Genomic DNA, 22393 nt, shown 5'->3' on the forward strand with positions numbered 1-22393 from the left:
TTCCTCCTGAATCACTGCCCTGGCCTAAACATGTTTGATGAAATTGCCCATTTATCTTTATCTTTGGGTTACTATTCTGAACCAACCACTTCCGGCAAGTTCACAGGTTAGCCTTATAAAAACAACTCCATCTCTAATTGCTTATCCGAAAATCCCATTTTCTTATAAAGCTGATAGCCCTCATCGGAAGGATGCAGCCATATTCTTCCCACACCTAATCTATGACAATCTGAAATACATTTTTCTAGCAAGGAACGAGCTATTCCACGACCTCTGTATTCTGGTAGAGTATACATATTCATGATGTATGCTTCTAATCCGCCAATATTCTTACCATGAGGAGGTCTTTCAAACAAGACTAAACCACTGATGCCTACAATTGTCCCCTTTACCTCGGCAACCCAAGCTGTATAGTCTTCATTAGCTAACTTCTCCTTAAAGTAAGCTTCGTTTGCCCTAAATACCTGTGACTTATTTTCTTCATTAACATCTCCTACAGCTGAGAGTAGTTCTATTCTTAATTTAGTCATGGTATACACATCTTTTAATATTGCTTTTCTTATAGTCCAGTCCATTTAGCATCCCTTTCTATTGCTCTATGAAAGCGTTAATAGCATCTTGATAAAAAGGCTGTCATGGAGACAGCCTTCCATTTCCTACTGATTTCATCTGTTATTTACCAATGAGTATAGTGGAACCCATATCCGCTTCCCGCTTAAACATACGGGAGTAAATTCCGTTCTCCTTGTTTACCAATTCGTGATGGGTGCCGGATTCCTTAATCCTTCCTTCATCCATGACAATAATTCGATCTGCGGACAACACGGTTGAGAGTCGGTGGGAAATGATGATGACGGTCTGCCGCTTCTTCCTTTCTCGTATCGCTTCATTAATCTTCAATTCCGTAATTGGATCCAGCGCCGAGCTCGCTTCGTCAAGAATAAGCAGCTTAGCTTCTCTCACCAATGCCCTAGCAAGTGATAGACGCTGTTTCTGTCCTCCAGAAAGGCTGGTTCCCCGCTCTCCAACAGAGGAATCGAGCCCATCCGGAAGACCTTGATAATACTCCCATAAGCCGCTGTCCCTTAAAGCGGCCAGCAGTTCCTGATCGCTTGCCTTTGTATTCCCGATTCTCAAATTGTCCCGAAGAGTGCCATTGCGCAGCTGGACATCCTGGGAAACAAATGCAATCTGGCTTCGCAGCCAGCCGATGTCAAATGTCTCAATAGGCTGACCGTCTATGAGGATTAGACCGTCCTTCGGCTCATATAAACGAAGCAGCAGGTCTGTTATCGTTGATTTACCGGCACCGCTCGGACCTGTCAGCGCAACGGCATCCCCGCCTTCAATATGAAAGGAAACGCCACGGAGGACCGGCTCTTCTTTCTCAGGATAGGCGAAAGTAACATCATGAAACGTGATACTTCCCTTCATTTCAGCAGGGACTAGACCAGCCTTTGTTTCCGCTTCTGATTTTGGGTTTGCCAGAAGGATATCCGAGCGATCTAAGGCAGGTCCTGTGCGCCTGATGGAGAGCCACATCCTGAGCATCTTCTGCATTTCATTAGCGGCAATTGTCACTAGGCCTCCCGCTGTCAGCATTTGACCAGTGGTCAGCTCACTATTCCAGATTAAGAGGATACTGATAAAATACACACCAGCCAAGGCGATTCCGTTATACCCGCCAATGACGACAATCGATTGCATCCGTGCCTTCAACTCACGCACGGAATGCTTCACAAAGGCTTGCCTGATGCCGACGATGCTCTCAACCTCACTGTCCGATACGCCGAGCACTCTAGAAAGATGGATACCTGTCACGGATTCGCGCATCCGTTCCAAATATTTTGACGCCTCGTCCCGCGCCTGTTTAGAAGCGAGACGCGTTCTTTTCCCAACATAATTCGATGCCATATAAAAGATAATACCAAGCACCACGCTCGCCATCATTAAGTATGGATGAATAAATAAAAGAACAATATTATAAATAACAACGCCCTGGACCGCTGCCATCAATGTAGATCCTTCCCATGCGAGGAAATTATGCAGGGTATCCGGATCATCAGACGTCCTGGCCAGCAATTCTCCGGATTTTGCATTTTGGAAAAAGGAGAATGGCAAATATTGAACATGTGTAAAAAGCCTAATCTTCTGCCTGTTCGTCACAGATTTCGCAATATAATGGCAAAAGTATTCGTCAATAACCATCATCACCAAATCAAATACGGCCACAAAGACCAACAGCCACATCAATCCCCAAAGGAGATTCGTTGATTGTCCAGGTAGAATATCGTCGACAAGCCAGCTCAGCGCAAAAGTTGGGATGACAGAGGCGCAAACCTGGGCAATAGCAATAACAATCGAATCACCGAGCACCCATTTCCAAAAAGGCTTCAAGAAGGCAAGAACACGTCTGCCATCTTTGCTTTTTCCTTCTAATTGTACCGTGCTCATCCTACTCTCCCCTTTTCAAGTTCTTTATATTGTGACATGTACAGCTCATAATAACGGCCTTTCAGTGACAGCAATTGCTCATGTGTCCCTCGTTCAGCAATAACACCCCGCTCCAAGAATAGAATCTCATGCGCGTCCCTCACCGTAATCAGCCTATGAGCAATCGTAATCGTCGTTCTTCCTGGAATGAGGCGTTCGAGTGCTTCCTGCACCCTTTCTTCGGTTTCGCCGTCCAGGGAAGAGGTCGCTTCGTCAAAGATCAACAGTTCTGGATGGCGCAAGATGGCTCTCGCCAGCGCTACCCTTTGGCGCTGTCCTCCTGATAATTTAAGTCCGCGTTCCCCAATAAGGGTTTCATAGCCATTCGGGAGTGTGTTAATAAACTCAGTCAATCCGGCCGCATCTGCCGCATGCCTAAATTCTGTCTCTGTCGCATCCTTTTTGCCGTACAATAGGTTCTCCTTCAATGTTCCATTCAAAAGGAAGGTCTCCTGACTCACGACTCCGACCTGCCTTCTAAATGAGTTGCGGTCATAATCAGAAAGCCGTTTTCCATCAATTAAGACCTCTCCTTGATCTGGTTCATACAACCCAAGCAAGAGCTGGACAATCGTACTTTTTCCGCCGCCGCTGGAACCGACGATGCCGATATGCTTGCCAGGCTCAATGATGAAGCTAATATCATTCAGCACAGTCAAATTCGTACCGGGGTATTGGAAGGTTACATGCTTCATTTCAAGCTTTCCTTCAATCCCGCCTATCTCCGGAAGGCCTGCCTCATGTTCCTCAGGCAAATCAAAATATTCGTATAAACGCTGCAAAGCCGGAATGGCCTGCTGAATCGTCAATGCATTCTCAGCAAGCGACCGGACTGGCTGAAACATCGTTGGAATAAACCCTAAGCAAGCTACAAGTACACCGACCGTGATATCTCCTCGCCATACGGCAAATCCGCCAATCAGCATAACGACACCGGGTGTAGCGATATTAAAAAGGTTCCCCAGGCGCCAATTTACCTTGCTGATGAGGGCTGCCTTAATGGAAAAGGCCATCCACTTCCCAAGCTTCGTCCGCTGTGTATCAATTTCCTTTTCCTGCAGCTGAAAGGTACGGACAAGCTTTGAGGACTCGATGCTCTCCTGCATATGGTGGTACATATCTGCACTCATATCACGCTGTACAGCGCTCATCTTTCTGACCGTTGTTCCTAGCTTGAATGAAGGATATAAATAAATGATAAAGACACCAACCATAACAATCGCTGTCGGCCAGAATAAAAAGATGACCGTCGCAAAAGCTGCGACCGCACTGATAATCTGCTGTAAAAATCGCGGAACAACCGTATTATTCAAGTTTTGAATCGATTCCACATCATGTGTAAGCCGGTATAGCATATCTCCACGCGGCGTGTGCTGGAAGAATGACATCGGAGCCTTATGTAATTTCTTAAACGCCCGAAGCTGCATATCTGTGATGACATCCAAGCCAACCTTAATTTGTATATACTCCTGCAGGCTTTCAAACACCACTTTGCCTATGTAGGCAATCACGAATCCCCCAATGATCCATGGCAATAATTGAACAGCCTCGTTTTGGAGCACATCATCGACAAGCTTCCCTGTCAATATTGGGGGCAGAATCGTGAAAGCTCCCCCAATGAGGGCAAATACGACTGCCATCACGACACTAAACCAATAGGGCTTAAAATGCCCAAGTATTTCCCTTGCTAACTTCATTGCCAATCCCCTCCAATATTTAATAATTCTAGAACATTTGCTCGTAAAATACACGAACTTTTTCAAATATTCCAAAATAAATTGGAGAAATAGATGCTTACCTCATTCATCACTCACAATCTATTTTCTTATAACAGCATAGTCCGCTTCTCTCCTGTATCTTTGCGCAGGCTGGCTTTAAAAGAAAACGCCTAGATAATCCTGTGCATAAAAAAGCTGCCTAGAATTGGCAGCCGTATGCATCACTCTATATCTATATTTGGTCTAGTACCTATTTTTCCATTACGGCAAAATAGTTTTCTTCATAATCTGCAAAGTTAAATACTCTACCGGAAGGCATTTGGACAATCTCTCCGACAGTCACTTTTTTCTTTATTAAGTCATTATGTAATTGCTCGAGATTATCTGTGAAAAACATTAAAGAAGGGGTACCGAGATTCAGGCCAGGAGACATTTTTGAAACAAAGTCCTGATTATGCAGAATGAGGCTTGTTTCAGCCCCCATTTTTGGTGCAATTTCAATCCACCTAAATCCTTAGGTTTTATTCTCCTCAGCTACTACAGTGAAGCCCAATTGGTTTGTCCAGAATTCCACTGCCTCATCTTGGTTATCAACATACAGCATGATTTGACCAACTTGACTAATCACATTCTTTTCCCTCCCATATTAGGATGATTTTTGTTTACAGCCTAGATTCTCTATTACGCAAGAATTCTCCTGCCAATCATTTAGCTTCTTTTACCCATCTTTTCGTTGCCCCGTTTAAAATTCCCTGTCGCTTTAGCCAATAATAACTGAACTTCTGTTCCGTTATCTTCTACTTCTTTTATTCTCGCTATAAGACGTTCAGCCTCATGATCCTTCATCATTTTAATTTGTTTACCTTTGTAATAGATGAAGATCGTTCCATTTTTCGTTGTTTGATAAGTAAATGGTTCCTCATTTAACCTGTTACGTTTGTCTATTCCCCCCACCTGCACCGCCTCCTGAATGATTATCATTTACCCATTGTATTCAGCGATTCTCCTTTACTTGCACCGGTCCAAGAACAGAAATCTCCTCTAAAAACGAAAAGGACGGCCATATTAAACCCGTCCTTCATTTATTCATCTATCGATGTGTAAAGACCGGACGGCGCTTCTCAATAAACGCTTGAATTCCTTCCTTCACATCCTCCGTCTCAAACACCTCCTGGAATAGCTTTGCCTCCAGGGCCAGTCCCTCCTGTAATGGCTTTTCATGACCTTCATTGACAGCTTGTTTAATTCGTTTCAATGCTTGTAAGGAATGACGGCTAATCTTGGCTGCAAGCCTCTTAGCATCCTCGATTCCATTTTCTGCAATTTGGTTCACGATGCCTAAATGGAGTGCTTCCTCTGCCGTGAGGGAATTTCCAGTAAACATCAATTCCTTTGCTTTTGCTTCCCCAATCAAGCGAGGCAGGCGCTGTGTGCCCCCTCCGCCTGGGAACAATCCCAGCTTCACTTCAGGGAGCCCCAGCTGTACCTCTTTTGAGGAAATACGGATATCACAGGTAAGTGCGAGCTCAAGTCCGCCTCCTAGTGTATGTCCGTTTAAATAGGCTATCGTTGGTTTCGGGAAAGCGTGAATAACATGGAAGACTTCCTTCTTCTTGCTAGGTTTATCAAGTTTTTCTCCATTAATCATCTGAGGGAACTCTTTTATATCCGCCCCAGCCATGAAGGCCTTTTCTCCTTTACCGGTTACGATTACGGAGACAACATCATCCGCTTGCTCCAATTCAGCAAAGGCCTCGCATAATTCCTCCGCAACCTGATGACTTAGTACATTCATAGGTGGATTATCAATAGTTACAATCGCGATATTATCAGATTTCTCAACCTCAATCACCGTATACATTCTTTATCCCCCTTATTTCGGCTGCATGCGGATGGCGCCATCCAAGCGGATTGTCTCACCATTGAGCATCGGATTTTCTATAATGCTTTTTGCAAGCATGGCGTATTCCTCTGGGTAACCAAGTCGAGACGGGAATGGAACCATTGCTCCAAGTGCTTTTCTCGCTTGTTCGGGAAGCCCGCCGAATAATGGTGTATCAATCAAGCCTGGCGCAACCGTCATGACCCTTACCCCGCTGCGTGCCAAGTCACGGGCAAGCGGCAACGTCATACCAACAATACCGCCTTTAGAGGCGCTATAGGCTGCCTGTCCTATTTGACCTTCAAAGGCTGCGACAGATGCCGTATTGATAATGACCCCGCGCTCGCCCTCTGCATTCGGTTCATTCTTAATCATCTGTTCAGCAGCCAGGCGAAGAACATTGAATGTACCAATCAAATTCACCTCAATCACCTTCTTGAAGCGGCCTAAATCGTGGACCTTATCCTTTGAGACTACCTTTTCTCCTACTCCTATCCCCGCACAATTAATAACCGTATTCAGGGAGCCAAATTGCTTGATGCCATCAGAAATTGCCTGGGAGACTTCCTCTTCACTCGTCACGTCAGCCCTTTTAAATAATACCTGTGAATGACCAAGCTTTTCTGAAAGAGCATGGCCCTTTTCTTCATTCTGATCGATAATAACAGCCTTACCGCCATTTTCAACAATCAATTTAACTGTCGCTTCCCCTAATCCAGATGCCCCGCCGGTCACAATGGCGATCACTTCATTCATTTTCATCCTTCCAACCTCCCCATTTATGATGCTATTACGTCAAACGTTCGATAATCGTTGCATTTGCCATTCCAGCACCTTCACAAATAGCCTGCAGACCATATTTCCCTTCTGTTCTTTCCAGCTCATGCATAAGTGTGATCATTACGCGGGCACCGCTTGCGCCGAGTGGATGCCCAAGCGCTATTGCCCCTCCATTGACATTAAGCTTTTCTGGATTAGCACCAATATCATCAAGCCACGCAAGAGGAACAGGAGCGAAAGCCTCATTCACTTCATATAAATCTATGTCTTCGATGGTTAAGCCCGCTTTCTCCAATACCATTCTTGTTGCCTCAATCGGACCGGTCAGCATAAGGGTTGGATCAGAGCCGACAACTGTTCGTGCTACTAGCTTAAAGCGCGGCTTCAATCCAAGCTCAAGTGCTTTCTCCTTAGACATGACCAAGACAACAGCTGCCCCGTCACTCATTTGACTCGCATTCCCCGCATGAATGATTCCATCCTCCTTGAAGGCTGCCGGAAGTGTGCCAAGCTTTTCGAGGGAGGTTCCTCTGCGCGGCCCTTCATCTTGGGTGACGAGCGTCTTCGTTCCATCCTCTTCAATGACCTCAATCGGCATAATTTCACGATCAAAACGGCCCTCATTCTGAGCATTGATGGCACGCTGATGACTCATTAAAGAGAATTCATCCAATTGCTGACGGTCATAGCCCCATTTCTCTGCAATTCTTTCCGCTGAAAGACCTTGATTGATTAGTTCATACCGGCTTGAGAGCTCTTTGCTCGGCCTGGATTCCTTCCTTGTCGATCCCATTGGAACCCTTGTCATACTCTCCACTCCACCAGCGATGACGATATCCATGTCACCTGAAAGGATAGCCTGTGCTGCAAAATGGATGGCCTGCTGACTTGAGCCGCATTGCCTGTCAATGGTTGTTCCAGGCACCTTGACAGGGAAATCAGCCATCAAAGCAGCTGAGCGAGCGATATTAATTCCCTGCTCCTCCACCTGCGAAACACAGCCAATAATCACATCCTCTACGAGTTCGGCCAATATACCGGAACGCTTTACGACTTCCTTCAAGGCATAGGACAATAAGTCATCCGGCCGAATGTCCTTAAATACACCTTTTCTCTTTCCAACTGGTGTTCGTACCGCTTCAACGATTACTGCTTCTCTCATCTGTCATTCTCCTTTATAATCCGATTTTCTTTGCGATAATCTGTTTCATGATTTCATTCGTTCCGGCATAGATGGATGTGACCGCAATATCACGGTAGCGCCTGCCAATGGCATATTCCTCCATGAATCCGTATCCACCATGAAGCTGCATGCAGTTTGCGACAAGCCGCTTGGCCATGTCTGTCACCCACCATTTAGCCATGCTGACTTCTGTAACAACATCCTCCCCGTCCATATGACGGACAATCAAATCATCAATGAACGATCTGCCAATAGCGACCTCTGTTGCCATTTCTGCAATCTTGAACTGTGTATTTTGAAGCTTGCTGAGCGGCCGGCCAAAGGCCTCCCGCTGTTTCACATATTCAATCGTGATGCGCAATGACTCTTCTGCTGCCGCCATCGCCTGAATGGCACACATCAGCCGCTCTTGCTGAAGCTTCTCCATCAAATAGTAAAATCCCTTATTCTCTTCCCCTAATAGATTGCCAGCCGGAACTCTCGCATCCTCAAATATAAGTTCAGTCGTATCCCCAGCCGGCTGCCCGATTTTTTCTAATCTTTTGCCTCGGATAAAGCCCGGCGTCCCTTCCTCGACAACAATCAAGCTGATTCCTTTGTGACCGGCGCCTGGGTCTGTTTTACAGGCCACAATGACAATGCCTGCTTTCAGTCCATTCGAGATAAAAGTCTTCTCTCCGTTGATGATATAATGGTCCCCGTCACGCACTGCCCTCGTCTGCAGATTCCCTAGGTCTGACCCTGTTCCGGGTTCAGTCATTGCGATCGCCGTGGAGCATTCACCGGTGATGCATTTTGGGATCCACCTTTGCCGTTGTTCCTCTGTTCCATAGTCATACAAATAAGGAACGATGATGTCATTATGTAATACACATCCGCCTAACCCGCTTTCCACCCGTTCAAACTCCTCTGCCAAAATGACCGAATAAGCGAAGTCAGCATTAAATCCGCCGTATTTCTCATCAGCCCAAGGAACGAGAAATCCCTGCTCCCCCATCTTCTTGAAGAAATCATCCGGCATTTTCTTCTGCTTTGTCCATTCCCGGTAATAAGGGATGACCTCTTTGTCCATGAACCTACGGACAGAATCACGAAAGATATGATGTTCTTCCTTTAAATAACCGGTCATAATGAATCGGCTCCTTTTCTATCGATTGGATAAATGTATACACTAAAGAATGATGCAAGTTTTGTGCCAATCAATAAGCTTGGATTAGAGGAGGAGGAGAGATTATAGTGTCCGGAATTAGGACAGCCTATATTTGACAGTGTATAAATGAGTAAAGAAAGAGCGGAAATCGTTGATTGCCGCCCTCTCTCGTACTTTATTTAATCAGAATGGCTGATTGTTCATGCATTTTTGCGATTGCCTGAGCATACTCTTCACGCAGGATCTCCACCAATTCCGCTATTGGCTTAACCTCCTTAATGGAGCCAACCCCTTGACCAGCAGACCAAATATCCTTCCAAGCTTTTGATGTTTCGTTTTCTGAATGGACAACCTTAATCTCTCCTGTTTTTTCTAGATGGTTCGGGTCAAATCCGGCACGCTCAATGCTTGGTATTAAATAATTGGCGCGCACTCCGCTGATGGCATCCGTGTAGATGATGTCATGGGCGGTTGATTGAATGAGCATTTCCTTATAGGATTCCACAGCATTTGCTTCCTCTGTCGCAATAAAACGCGTTCCCATATAGGCAAAATCTGCTCCAAGCATTTGTGCAGCGGCAATTTCTTGTCCATTCGAAATTGTACCTGACAGAATGATAACTCCATCAAAGATTTGTCTAATTTCCGCCACAAACGCAAAAGGATTTAACGTGCCACCATGTCCTCCCGCTCCATTACAGACAAGAATCAGCCCATCAACCCCTGCCTCAATTGCCTTCTTAGCATGCTTAATGCTGATGACATCAGAGAATACAGCCCCGCCGTATTCGTGGACGACCTCGACCTCCTTTACCGGTTTGCCAAGAGAGGTGATAACAAGCGGCACCTTATATTTCTTAATGGAAGCCAGGTCCTCTTCATAGCGCTGGTTTGTATGATGGACGACTAGATTTACTCCCCACGGAGCAAGCTTGCGGTCATTCCGGGATTTGTTTTCCTCTTCAGCTGTACGGGTAATCTGCTCAAACCATTGCTCGAGCTCGGCATTTGTGCGAGCATTCAATGTTGGGAATGTGCCAATCACACCAGCTCTCATGCTAGCCAGCACCATCTCCGTCTTCGAAACGATAAACATTGGCGACACAATCACCGGTAATGTTAAATCCTGATTCAATTTCTTTAATACTTCTGCTTTCATCCTTCATCCTTCCTTTCACTGTTTCCACTTCTTTGTTCCTTGAATGCCGGTACATTATATATCTTCAATTTGTCATACAAAACAGATCGGCTGATTCCAAGAAGAATGCATGCCTTGCTCTTATTCCCGCCTGACATTTGAAGGGCTTTTTGAATAGCAAATTGCTCGGCCTTCTCAAGTAAGGGCTGCGGGGTCATTTCCTCCTCTTCCTGCAAAAAGACATCATAACCAGCATTCTTCAAGACATAATCCGGCAAATCCTCCAGACGTACCTTTCCGTTTTCCGCAAAAATCATGGCTCTCTCCCATACATTGCGGAGCTCACGAATATTGCCAGGCCAATCATAATCCATGATGGCTTGCTCAAAGAGCGGCTCCCAACCTGTAATACTCGTACCATTCTGACGGTTCAATTCTCGGATAAAGGATTCACTCAAAAGCAGAATATCCTTTTTTCTTTTCCTAAGAGGAGGTATTTCAAAGGAGATGACATTCAGCCGATAGAATAAATCCTCCCTGAACGTCCCGTCTGCGACCATTCTCTCCAATGGCCGATTCGTTGCTGCGATAATTCTGACATCCACTTTTATTCGTTCCGTACCGCCTACACGATAAAACTCCCGCTCCTGCAGCACACGCAGCAGCTTTGCCTGAATAGGAAGTGACATATCACCGATTTCATCGAGAAAAAGCGTCCCCCCGTGGGCTAAATCAAATTTCCCGATTTTCCCCTTTTGCTTAGCTCCTGTAAAAGCCCCGTCCTCATAGCCAAAAAACTCCGATTCTAAGAGATGCTCTGGAATAGCTGCACAGTTCACGGTAATAAAGGGGCCTCTACTATTCGTACTAGAGCTGTGAATCGCGTGGGCGAATAATTCTTTCCCAGTCCCGCTCTCCCCGTATAGGAGAATCGTCGTCTTGCTCTTAGCCGCCTTCGTTCCGCTTCGGATGAGCTTATCCATTTGTTTATCCTTGGAGAGAATTTCATTAAAGGTAAATCGCGATTTCTCGATTCCCTCCTGCTTATGAATCACCTTCCGGTTGTCCTCTGCACTCTTGAATGCCTCGCGAACCTCATGAAGCTGCCGGTAGACAATCTTGCCGATTGCCCCGATAATTCGTTCTCCTTGATAGACCGGAATCCGGTGAACTAGGTAATTGATGCCTTTAATCTCCATGAAATCGCTTACTTCAGCAACCCCTGTTTTCATTACCTGTTCCAGACTGAGATGTGGGAGCACTTTAGTAATCTTATCCTTCTCTTTCATTTCCTTATCTAATTCAAATAACTCCAGTAAGGAGGGACTGATAAAGGTAATCTCCTCTTGCTCATTAATCATGACTAAACCGTCATAGGCATTATGAATGACGGATTGCAGCAGGGTCTTCCACTTCTTCTGAGATTCCAGCTCAGCCGTCAGTTTCTCCAGTTCAGAGACATTTTGAAACAAGGCAATATAGCCTTCCTTCTGATTGTCTATACTGTATTTCGACAATCGTACAATGAAATGCTGCTGATGAAATACCATTGGAAAATGAGCTTCACGTTCGTCTGCATACCTGCTGACAGCAGGAACAAATGCCTCCATATCCTCTCCCGTTATCTCAGCCAATGGCATCCCAATCATCTCTGCGCATTTTTCATTGGCAAAAATAATCGTCCCATCTTCATTTGTCATAATAGCCCCGAGATTCGAGGTATCCATTACTTTTTCGAGCTGTTTTTTCAGTATTTGTGTTTCCTTCACATAATTCATAACGGCATTGGTCTTCGTAAAAAGGCCGACCGGCTTCCCGCTTTTATTAATGATGATCCCAGTTCCAACCCTGCTCTTGGCAATCATTGTCTCCAGCAATTCTGAATTGACATCTTCGAGAACGGTCCCAACAGCCTTCTTTATGTAGTCGCTGATTGGCGTATCCTTAGGTACATCTGAAAGAATCATTTGATACATCGAGCTTCTCGTAAAAACGCCAATTAATTTCCCGGATTGATTCGTCACAGGAACAGTGTTCCATTTCTGATTGTGCATAATTTCGATGGCATCCCTTAATGTATTCGTCGGTGATAGACAATGCTCCAATGGACTCATTATGTCTTTTACCGATTTAATCTCCCATCTCCCCTTTCTCGTTGCTTACCTTATTAGGTTCAACAGTTGTCCCGTGAACTCCTTTTTTCTTGTCGGGGAAAATAGAAAAAGGGCGGATTCCTCTCCATAAGCTTGGAAAAGAATCTGCCCATATCCATCAAGATTGAATAATTTTTTTGTCTCGTTCCTTTAGTACAGTCTTCAAAATCTTCCCGGTTCCTGATTTTGGAATCTCATCGATAAAGCAAACATAATCAGGCACCTTATACTCAGCGAGTTTACTTGCACAATATGCTTTCACTTCATCCTCCGTTAATTCAGGAGATTTCTTGTTAATATACGCGACGGTTTTCTCTCCAAAAACTTCATCAGGACGGCCGATAACCGAGCACTCAAGAATTCCTGGATGCTCATATAGGACTTCCTCCAGTTCACGCGGGTAGATATTGAAACCGCCTCGGATAATCATATCTTTTTTACGGTCGACAATGAAATGGTACCCTTCCTCATCATAATAGGCTAGGTCTCCTGTATACAGCCAGCCATCCTTAATCGTGTTCTCTGTTTCTTCCGGCTTCTTATAATAGCCTTTCATCATGTTAGGACCTCGGAAAATGACTTCCCCAACCTGATGAGGAGCCGTTTCCTTCCCTTCCGGATCGACAATCTTCAAATCTACGCCCGGAAGAGGCATTCCGACCGATTTCAATTTTTTCGGCAAATCACGCGGTGTTGTCATCAGCATAACCGTACTTTCTGTAAGCCCATACCCTTCTCCAATATCGACACCAAGGGATTGGTTTGCTTTATGAAGGATCTCTGACGGCAGACTGGCTCCACCGCAGCCGGCAATGCGTAAATGCGAGAAATCATACTTACTTATTTTGGGGTTACTTAAGAAGAGGGCATACATGGTCGGAACACCGAGAAAAACGGTTATCTTTTCTTTCGCTATCTTATCGAGCGTATCCATTGGATGGAACTTCTCCTCTAGATAAATCGCGGCTCCATGGGCAATCGGCGAGAGAAAGCCCTGAAGTTTGGCATAAGCATGGAAGAGCGGCAAAACACATAATACTCGGTCTTTAGTGGAGAGTTGATTTGTGACAGCTGCGGTGATGGACATCCAGTTCAGGTTGCCATGAGTAATCATAGCCCCCTTTGGACTGCCGGTCGTACCTGATGTGTAGATGATTTGTGCAATAGCATCTGCCGGCATAGATATCGACTGTGAAATGGGGGACTGTACACCAAGTGTATGCCAATCTTTAAACGGAAGGTTTTCTTCTTCTCCGTAATAAAAGATTTCACGTACATGCTGGAAATCACTCTTTGCACTCTCGATGACCGGACGGGTCATTTCCTCCATGATTAACAACTCGGATTCGGAGTCGTTGATGATATAGGCTGTTTCTTTTTCCTTGAAGGTCGGATTGATTGGAACAACTGTACCGCCATTTGCCAGGATGGCAAAATAAGAAATGATATATTCAGGACGATTCGTCATCATGAGCGCAACCTTTGTCCCATGTCCAACCCCGTATTCCTTAAGACCGGCTGCAAAGGAATAGACGGTGTCCGCTAATTCCTGATATGTCATCAATGAACCTCTGAAATGAAGAACAGGCCGGTTCGGAAGCCTTGATGCCGTACTTTCAAGCAATTCAACTATATTCATCTTAATCCCTCCTTAACCAAATCAAACCCTTACCTTCGTGCCAAGAACTTCCTTGCACACCGCCATAATGACCTCTTCCGGAATGCGGAAGGCCTGGCCGGACGGGTCATTTTGCACAGCCTTGACAATTTCTTTCACATCAGCTTCATCAATCTCATATTCAGCAAAATCATCCGGCAAGTTGACCGACCTGCGGAGGGAGATGATTTCATTGATACACTGCTCGAGGCATTGCTCATCTGTTTCAGGAATCTCCTTGATTCCGAATACGTGAGCAAACTCTTTCACCTTTGGCAAATAAAGCGGAGCTAAATGCTTCATGACAGATGGCATTAAGACCGCATTTGCCAAGCCATGGGGAATGCCATATTTGGCACCTAAAGCATGGGCCATATTATGAATCGGCAGCGTCGAGAACGCTAAAGCAAAGCTTGTAATGGCCATAGCACTCGCTTGGAGCATATTCGCTCTCGCCTCACGATTCTGTCCATCCGATACAGCCGTATGCAAATTATCGCGTATCATTTTTGCAGAATGAAGGGCAAAGGCATCTGCCATCGCATTCGATTTATTTGAGAAGTATCCCTCAATCGCATGTGTCAAAGCATCCATACCGGTAAATGCGGTGATTTTTGGCGGAAGGCCAATCGTCAATTCCGGGTCTAGAATGGCAATATCCGAATTGATGAACGGATTCAGGAGATTACATTTAACACCAAGCATTTCATTAAAGACGACTGAAATACCTGAAATTTCTGCCCCAGTCCCTGCTGTAGTTGCTATGGATATGTGAGGAATTCCCATATGGACTGCCTCCGGCCAAACCTCCAGCACATTCCCTGCCAAGGCTTCCTCGATTTTTTTCACATTTTTGTGAAGACACCATTTAATGGCCTTTGCCGTATCAAGAACTGAACCGCCGCCAATGGCAATCAGTGAATCACCGTTACATTCCTTGAAATATTTTAGGCCATTATTAATATTTGAGGACTTGGCATCCTGCGTGACATCGTCAAAAACGCCAGCCAGCTGGATACCTGGGGCCATTTCAAAAAGCCGCTCAATCTTTTTGGTCAAGCCTGCCTGCGTCAAGCCTTTGTCTGAATACAGTACCGGTCGTCTGCCGCCTAGCGCATGAATGAGGTCCGGGACGAGTATATGGGTTCCTGCACCGCTGCGTATATTAGAACGATGCGTAAATTCATAATACGAGGTCTTTTTCATCGTATCTCTCCATTCCTAAAAATTATTTAAAAAATCAAACCAAGCGCCGGGCGCTGCTTATTCTCTGTCGTCAGTGAGGTTATGATGCTTTTTAGCTCTGTATATTCATTAAAGGCCTGAATGCCGAGCTCACGCCCAAGCCCGCTTTCTTTATAACCGCCAAACGGAGCATCGTTTCGGAATACATGCCATTCATTGATCCAAACGGTTCCTGCCTCAAGCTTAGAGGCAATTTCATTAGCGGTTGTTACATCTCTGGACCAAACCCCCGCAGACAAGCCGTAATTCGTATCATTGGCGATAGCGACTGCCTCATCCACATCCTTATATTTCATGACACATAGGACAGGTCCGAATATTTCCTCCCGGGCAATCTTCATATCATTGGTTACATCCGCAAAGATGGTCGGTTCAATATAATAGCCCCCAGATAACCCCTTAACCTCTGCTCGCTTGCCTCCGCAGACAAGACGGGCTCCATCTTCCCTTCCTGATTCAATATAGTCGAGTATCTTATTCATCTGCTTTTCTGAAATCACCGGCCCCATCCCTGTGCCAGGGTCAAGCGGATGACCAAGCTTAATCTTCTGGGTCATCGCGGCCAATTGCTCGATTACCGGCTCATAGACAGATTCATGGACCAAAACACGTGTACTAGCCTCACATACCTGGCCAGCATGGAAGAATACCCCAAGGAGCACACCTGGAATCGTCACCTCGAAATCAGCATCCGGCAGGATAATCGCAGCTGCCTTTCCTCCCAGCTCCAATGTCACCTTCTTAACAGAAGAGGCAGACTGCTCCATGATTTTCTTCCCGATTTCGGTCGACCCCGTAAAGGCGACTTTTCGGACATCAGGATGTCTGACCAGGGCTTCGCCGACCTCGGAACCTAGCCCTGTTACCACATTGAATACACCTTTAGGCAAGCCGGCCTCAATCGCCAGTTCCGCCAATTTCAACGTACCGAGCGGTGTATCAGATGCCGGCTTCACGATGATGGAATTTCCCATCGCAATTGCCGGGGCTATCTTCCACATGGCCAGCACTAACGGAAAGTTAAATGGCGTAATTGCCGCCACGACCCCAAGCGGCTCACGAACGAGCTGCGTACGGTTCGGCCCAAATGTTTCCATGACAGGCAAATACTCTGTCATTTCATATTTCAAGGACATATTTGCCGTCTGCTGCAAACAGAGGATCAGCTGCATAATATCAGCTCCGCCAATTTTCCGAACCGTCGCTCCCGTGCTGATGCCTTCCAAATAGATGAGCTCATGGGCATGTTCCTTGATTTTCCCGGCGAAGCGGAGCATGATTTGTGTCCGTTCCTTTTGAGATTTCTTCGACCAAACACCAGACTCAAACGTTTCCTTCGCATTCTGGACAGCAGCATTTACGTCCTCAGGTGTTGCCTTCGAAGCCTTTGCCACGATCTCCCCATCCGCAGGATTAATTACATCAAATGTGGCTCCTCCGCTCCCTGGTGTCCATTCCCCATTAATGAATTGGGCAAATTCCTGTACCTTTGTCTCTGTGCTCATCCTATCTCCTCCTTATTCGAAAATGACTTCGGTTTCTTGGATTTCATCAAGTGTTTTCCCCTTCGCCCGTGATAAAACCTCAATACGCGCTGTCAATTGCTTCAAGGCATATTCCATGGATTTGCCTTGTTCAAACCCCAGACTTGTCACTTTCTTTCCTTCTGCATTCACAGAGAGGACTGAGTCATCTCTTGCTGTCAGGGCAGCGGCGATCGGCAATAGTTCCTGAAGCCGCTCCTGCACACGGTCAAACAGTTCAGGTTTATCGTGAATAAGACGCTGAATCAAGAATGTTCCAAACCCAATATGCCTGCCCTCATCCCGCTTTATATTCCGGATTCCTTCCATTAGTCCAGGCATTAGATTAATCTTGGATAATCCTTCATAAAAGAACCAGTACCCCGTCTCTGCCAACACTCCCTCAGCAAAAATATTGTAAGTAACAGCCGCATCCACCATTGCCTCTGGTGATTGGTCTTCCAGCAATCGGCCCATTGCCTCCGGCAGAATCTCATCAAACAACTGACGGTATGCAGGCCGAAGAAGAGGACTTAAATCATCCGTCACACCAATTGCCTCTAGAAACAGACTAAAAAATTCGGCATGCTTTGCTTCCTCAAACAAAAAGGTTGTTAAATAGGACTCTTCTTCAAACCAGCCTTTTTTGGAGACTGCCATAATCATCGGAAGAATGTCTTCTGTCACTGCCTCCTCTCCTCCGATAAAGAGGGCAATTGTATCAAGCACCTCCTGCTGCTGCTTTGGGTTTAATTTCTTCCAATCCTCTTTATCCTGAGAGAAATCAATATCAAGCGGGTTCCAAACTCCATGTCTCTTCGCCTTTTGATACAATTTGTACGGCAAAGAATCCTTATTAATTGCTTGTTTCGCTGTTACATATTCACGCATGTATACCCCTCCTGGATTATCTTTTATACGGCAAGAGATGAGCTAGATGTCCCCCTCCCTTCGTTAAAGCGCTTACAATATTCCGGATTGTCAATCTCTCATCATAGGTAAATAGTGCAAGTTCCATGCCAGTCTTATATGAACGGACTTACTAAGTTTTTAGTCGAATCATGAAAGATAATCGTACACAGCGGATTATTTATTGTCCGGTAATCAATCATGATTTCATGGTTTCATCCGCCTGCCTCAAGGCTTTCTTCAGTATTTTCCCAGCTGCATTCCTAGGTAAGGCATCTATGAATTCAACTACTTTTGGCTTCTTATAGGAGGCTAAATGATTTTGGCAGAAGTGGACGACCTCCCCTTCTGAGAGTTCAGCTCCTGATTTCTTTACAATCACAGCTTTTACGCTTTCTCCCCATTTATGATCTGGAATCCCGATGACGGCACATTCTTGTATGGCAGAATGCTTCATCAATACTTGTTCAATTTCAGCAGGATAAATATTTTCTCCTCCGCTGATAATCATGTCCTTCTTACGATCAACCACATAGATGAATCCCTCATCGTCCATCCGTACGAGGTCGCCGCTATGGAACCAACCTCCCCTGAAAGCCTCTTCGGTTGCTTCAGGGTTCTTATAATATTCCTTCATAAGCGTAGGGCCCCGATAAACAATTTCTCCTATTTCACCGAGCGGAACATCATTCATCTGCTCATCGACTACACGGACCTCTACATTCACGACCGGTTTTCCTACAGACATGTTCTTGCGAATGGAGTCCTCAGGATTAAGGCAGGTTGTAACAGGACTCATCTCTGTTTGGCCAAAGGGATCACGAAATTCTCCGTTCGGAAAATAGCGGGCAACCTTCTCTTTTAAGGCAACCGAGCATGGAGCACTTCCTGCAGAGCATCTTGTCATCGACGTCAGATCATAGTTGCCGATATGTTCATGAGTAACGAGCATTTGCCACATGGTCGGTGCGAGGAATAGAAAAGTAATCCGTTCTTCTTCAATGGTTTTCATTACTTGTTCAGGATTAAATTGCTGATGGATGACAGTCGTTCCCTGGATGGGATATAAAAGTGTAGAAATGGCGGCGATGTGAAATAATGGGGCAACGATTAATTGTTTGAAGTCGGCACTCAACCCAGCCGTCATGACTTGATTCATACCATTGATTGATAGATTATGATGGGTAAGGACGGCACCCTTAGGCAAGCCTGTCGTACCTGATGTATACATGATGAGAGCACCATCATCCCCATTCAAACACTCATATGGTACAAAATTTGCTTCTTCATCATAGAGAGATTCATAATTCTCAAATTCCATTCCTTCATCTCCATCAATGACCACGATTTCTTGAACAAGCGGGCACTGATTCCTAATGGGCTCAAATAAAGGAAGAAGCTTTTGCTCAATAAATAAAATCTTGCAATCTGAATTTGTGATAATATAATGAAGCTCATCACTGTTCAGTCTAAAGTTTATCGGTACACCAACAGCCCCTGCTAATGAAACGCCATAAAAGATCTCGATAAATGGCAGACCATTAAACAGCATAAACCCCGCCTTATCGTCATAATCAATTCCCTTCCCCTGAAGCCAGCCGGCCAAATGTACAGCACGCTTTTCTATTTGCCGATAGGTCAGCCGTTTCTCTCCACATATGTATGCCTCCTTATCCGGTGTCCGATGGGCAGACCTTCTTAAATGCTCCCCGATCAGCATGGAACGAGATACAGATAAACTGGATGTTGTCATCTAAATAACACCTCCTTGAAAGATTCACGCAGCATAGGCTGCATATAAATAAAGATGCAATATTCATGCCATAGCTGACTATGTCCATAATTGAATCAGAAAAAATGATAGGACTATGTCTGACAGGACTCTTTGTAGATGACATCAACCATTAAAGAAAAAGACTGTACGTTTTTACATACAAGTCCATTCAGAGCAGTGTGTATAAATCAAACAGGCAAGCTTTTAATGAGATAAAGCAATAAGCCATTTTTATGATAAAAAGGACAAAAAGAGGCTGTCTTAGTCATAAAGCCACTAAAAAATGAATTTTTATTGCTTCGTAAATAAAGGAAACATTTTCATAAAGATTCCGCACATCTACATCCTGTACTATCATTATATCAAGATATAAAAAATCTTCTAAACATTCCATTTTCAAAGGAAGGATGAGTCTATGTTTTTTAACATTATGACCTATTTTTTACTATATAGTTTCTTGGGCTGGATATGTGAGGTATTGTATTGTTCTTTATCGGAGAAACACTTTGTTAATAGAGGATTTTTATCCGGTCCAGTCTGTCCGATATATGGCTGTGGAGCAATAGCTGTTCTATTTTTCTTAGAACCCTTTCATACAAATGTATGGCTCACATTTCTTTTCGGAGCAATAGCGGCCAGTTTAATAGAATATATCACCAGCTATCTGCTTGAACGGATATTCAAGCTGCGATTATGGGATTATTCTACGTATGCCTTTAACCTGAATGGCCGCATCTGTCTGAAAAACTCCACCTTATTTGGGTTATTGTCGGTCGCATTGATTTTTATCATTCATCCAGCCATGCAACAGGCCATTCGTTCACTGCCAGAATACACACTTCAAACCGTCGTTTGGTTATTGTTCACGGTATTGATGGTTGATTTCATCACGACCATTATCTCTTTTGTGGATTTACGGAAAAAAGTCCAAGAGGTATATCAATTACTGGAGGATATTAAAGGAGAGTTTGAGAAGAATAAATATTTGATAGACGAAGAGTTTAACCAAAGGAAAGAGGAAATCTCTATTGAACTAGCAAACCGGATAAAACAGATGGAGGCGCGGATCAGCTTACTTCTAAACACAACAAACTCTCAGCATAAAAGAATTTTGCAGGCATTTCCTAAACTTCAGTCACGTTCGTATAAACAACTAAAGTTCAGCAAGGTCAAGGATGAATTAAAGAAAATTTCACTTGAACGATTGAAGAAATGATTACATAAAAGGTTCCTCCTCGTTTTTAAACTTAGGAGGAACCTACATATATGGAAGTCCGTTAACTTAAAACAATCATCCATGGTAACGTATTAGGCAGTCATACAATAATTCTCCGCTCCCTAGATTCCATTCGATTCAATCACTTTTTTGTACCAATAGAAGCTGTCCTTTTTGATGCGCCGCAGGTCATGAGTGCCTTCTTCATGCTGATTGACATAAACGAACCCATAGCGTTTTTGGAAACCGTTCAGCCAGCTTAGCAGATCCGTGAAAGACCAAACACAATAGCCAAGCATGTCTACTCCGTCTGAAATGGCATCCTGAATGGCTTCAATATGAGCTTTCAGGTATTCAACTCGATAATCATCATGAATCGTGTCGTTTTCCTCTACCTGATCGAATTCACCGAGACCATTCTCACTAATCAAAATCGGCAGGTCATATCGATTCGTGATTCGGCGAAGGGCCACCCTTAATCCTTGCGGGTCAATATTCCAATCCCAGTTCGTGCGCTCTAGGTTCGGATTCTTCGTCGTTTTGAACAAGCCGGGGATACCTGAATCCGTTGATGTCCCTTTAATGCCGGTCGTATTCATTTCACCGGTGCCTACTCCTTCTTCCAGCGTGTTCACTTCAAAGGTCGTGCTTTGGTAATAGTTTAATCCCATGAAATCTGGCTTGCCTTCTCTTAAGAGTGCAAAGTCGCCTTCTTCCACTTCAGGCGCAAGGCCTTCCTCAGCCAGGTAGTTCCACGATGCCCGCGGATATTTCCCCCACGTATAAATATCCATCCACCAATGGCTGTTTAAATCCTCCGCATTTTCAGCTGCCAGTATATCCTGCGGCCTAGATGATGCCGGATAGGCTGGAGAGTAAGCGAAGCTAGGACCAATCTGGCCATCTGGTACATACTGTCTGAATGCCTTGATGGCACTGGCATTGGCAAGGTTTGCGTGATGATTCACCTGATAAAACAGCTTCGTGTCTTTTAGACCAGGCGGATGGGATCCTTCATTATAGCCATGGCTTGTAAAGATATTTTGTTCATTTAAACTGACCCAGTACTTCACACGATCGCCGAAGCGCTTGAAACATTCCACGCTATAATTCGTGAAATCCTCAATAATTCTGCGAGATTCCCAGCCGCCGTATTCGTCCTGAAGAGCCTGCGGCAGATCCCAATGATACAAAGTCAGAATAGGCTCAATTTGATAATGAAGCAATTCATTAATGAGGTCATCATAAAAGGCGATGCCCTGCTCATTCACCTCGCCTCGTCCATCTGGAAAAATACGCGGCCAGGAAACAGAAAATCGATAGGCCTTCAAGCCCATTTCTGCCATTAAACGAACATCTTCCTTATAGCGATGATAATGGTCGACAGCCACATCTCCTGTCGTTCCCTTAAATGTCTTACCAGGAATACGAACGAATTGATCCCAATTGCTGACGCCTTTTCCATCTATATTCCATGCACCTTCAACCTGATAGGCAGCAGAGGCTGCCCCCCATAAAAAGTCCGTCGGAAACGGTTTCTTTTTTGTATGCATAAATAAGTATTCTCCCTTC

General features: G+C 44.8%; 17 protein-coding genes and 1 pseudogene. 1 reads left to right on the top strand and 17 read right to left on the bottom strand.

Annotated features, from left to right (window positions below):
• Positions 1 to 113: 113 nt before the first annotated feature.
• The 16 genes and pseudogenes from ACY8DX_RS11690 to ACY8DX_RS11765 form a co-directional block, all read right to left on the bottom strand.
• Entirely contained in the window at positions 114 to 575 is a 462-nt protein-coding gene (locus ACY8DX_RS11690; RefSeq protein WP_049670769.1) for a GNAT family N-acetyltransferase, read from the bottom strand.
• Between the two features lie 97 nt (positions 576 to 672).
• Positions 673 to 2454, bottom strand: coding sequence for an ABC transporter ATP-binding protein (locus tag ACY8DX_RS11695; RefSeq protein ID WP_462405196.1), 1782 nt, complete (start codon positions 2452 to 2454; stop codon positions 673 to 675).
• Positions 2451 to 4190 carry an ABC transporter ATP-binding protein gene (locus ACY8DX_RS11700; protein ID WP_462405197.1) on the bottom strand — a complete coding sequence of 580 codons (1740 nt, stop codon included), beginning with the start codon at positions 4188 to 4190 and terminating at the stop codon, positions 2451 to 2453. Before ACY8DX_RS11700 ends, ACY8DX_RS11695 begins: the two co-directional genes overlap by 4 nt.
• A gap of 271 nt (positions 4191 to 4461) precedes the next feature.
• A pseudogene (locus ACY8DX_RS11705) lies at positions 4462 to 4839 on the bottom strand (VOC family protein).
• Positions 4840 to 4919: 80 nt separating this feature from the next.
• On the bottom strand, positions 4920 to 5192 hold the full coding sequence (locus tag ACY8DX_RS11710) for a hypothetical protein (protein ID WP_049670766.1): 273 nt from the start codon (positions 5190 to 5192) through the stop codon (positions 4920 to 4922).
• A gap of 109 nt (positions 5193 to 5301) precedes the next feature.
• Positions 5302 to 6072 carry an enoyl-CoA hydratase/isomerase family protein gene (locus ACY8DX_RS11715; protein ID WP_049670765.1) on the bottom strand — a complete coding sequence of 257 codons (771 nt, stop codon included), beginning with the start codon at positions 6070 to 6072 and terminating at the stop codon, positions 5302 to 5304.
• Between the two features lie 12 nt (positions 6073 to 6084).
• On the bottom strand, positions 6085 to 6855 hold the full coding sequence (locus ACY8DX_RS11720; RefSeq protein ID WP_049670764.1) for a 3-hydroxyacyl-CoA dehydrogenase: 771 nt from the start codon (positions 6853 to 6855) through the stop codon (positions 6085 to 6087).
• 28 nt (positions 6856 to 6883) lie between these two features.
• Positions 6884 to 8035: a thiolase family protein gene (locus ACY8DX_RS11725; RefSeq protein ID WP_049670763.1), complete on the bottom strand. Its 1152-nt coding sequence runs from the start codon at positions 8033 to 8035 to the stop codon at positions 6884 to 6886.
• A gap of 13 nt (positions 8036 to 8048) precedes the next feature.
• Positions 8049 to 9185 carry an acyl-CoA dehydrogenase family protein gene (locus ACY8DX_RS11730; protein WP_049670762.1) on the bottom strand — a complete coding sequence of 379 codons (1137 nt, stop codon included), beginning with the start codon at positions 9183 to 9185 and terminating at the stop codon, positions 8049 to 8051.
• A gap of 196 nt (positions 9186 to 9381) precedes the next feature.
• Complete coding sequence (locus ACY8DX_RS11735) at positions 9382 to 10365, bottom strand: NAD(P)H-dependent flavin oxidoreductase (RefSeq protein ID WP_462405198.1); 984 nt, start codon at positions 10363 to 10365, stop codon at positions 9382 to 9384.
• Complete coding sequence (locus tag ACY8DX_RS11740) at positions 10362 to 12458, bottom strand: sigma-54-dependent Fis family transcriptional regulator (protein WP_049670760.1); 2097 nt, start codon at positions 12456 to 12458, stop codon at positions 10362 to 10364. The genes ACY8DX_RS11735 and ACY8DX_RS11740 overlap by 4 nt, the downstream gene beginning before the upstream one ends.
• A gap of 157 nt (positions 12459 to 12615) precedes the next feature.
• On the bottom strand, positions 12616 to 14136 hold the full coding sequence (locus ACY8DX_RS11745; RefSeq protein WP_049670759.1) for a class I adenylate-forming enzyme family protein: 1521 nt from the start codon (positions 14134 to 14136) through the stop codon (positions 12616 to 12618).
• A 21-nt stretch (positions 14137 to 14157) separates the two neighbouring features.
• Positions 14158 to 15360, bottom strand: a complete 1203-nt coding sequence (locus ACY8DX_RS11750) for an iron-containing alcohol dehydrogenase (RefSeq protein WP_462405199.1) — start codon at positions 15358 to 15360, stop codon at positions 14158 to 14160.
• A 26-nt stretch (positions 15361 to 15386) separates the two neighbouring features.
• Entirely contained in the window at positions 15387 to 16904 is a 1518-nt protein-coding gene (locus ACY8DX_RS11755; protein ID WP_462405200.1) for an aldehyde dehydrogenase family protein, read from the bottom strand.
• A gap of 12 nt (positions 16905 to 16916) precedes the next feature.
• Positions 16917 to 17813, bottom strand: a complete 897-nt coding sequence (locus ACY8DX_RS11760; RefSeq protein ID WP_462405201.1) for a R2-like ligand-binding oxidase — start codon at positions 17811 to 17813, stop codon at positions 16917 to 16919.
• 217 nt (positions 17814 to 18030) lie between these two features.
• Positions 18031 to 19584, bottom strand: a complete 1554-nt coding sequence (locus ACY8DX_RS11765; protein WP_462405202.1) for an acyl-CoA synthetase — start codon at positions 19582 to 19584, stop codon at positions 18031 to 18033.
• A gap of 436 nt (positions 19585 to 20020) precedes the next feature.
• On the opposite strand from ACY8DX_RS11765, the gene ACY8DX_RS11770 reads away from it, so the two are divergent.
• Entirely contained in the window at positions 20021 to 20821 is an 801-nt protein-coding gene (locus tag ACY8DX_RS11770; RefSeq protein WP_462405203.1) for a putative ABC transporter permease, read from the top strand.
• Between the two features lie 122 nt (positions 20822 to 20943).
• Here the strand turns inward: ACY8DX_RS11770 and ACY8DX_RS11775 are convergent, their stop codons facing one another.
• Positions 20944 to 22374, bottom strand: a complete 1431-nt coding sequence (locus tag ACY8DX_RS11775) for a glycoside hydrolase family 1 protein (protein WP_462405204.1) — start codon at positions 22372 to 22374, stop codon at positions 20944 to 20946.
• Positions 22375 to 22393 lie beyond the last annotated feature (19 nt).

It is taken from the genome of Gracilibacillus sp. Marseille-QA3620 (assembly GCF_054950035.1).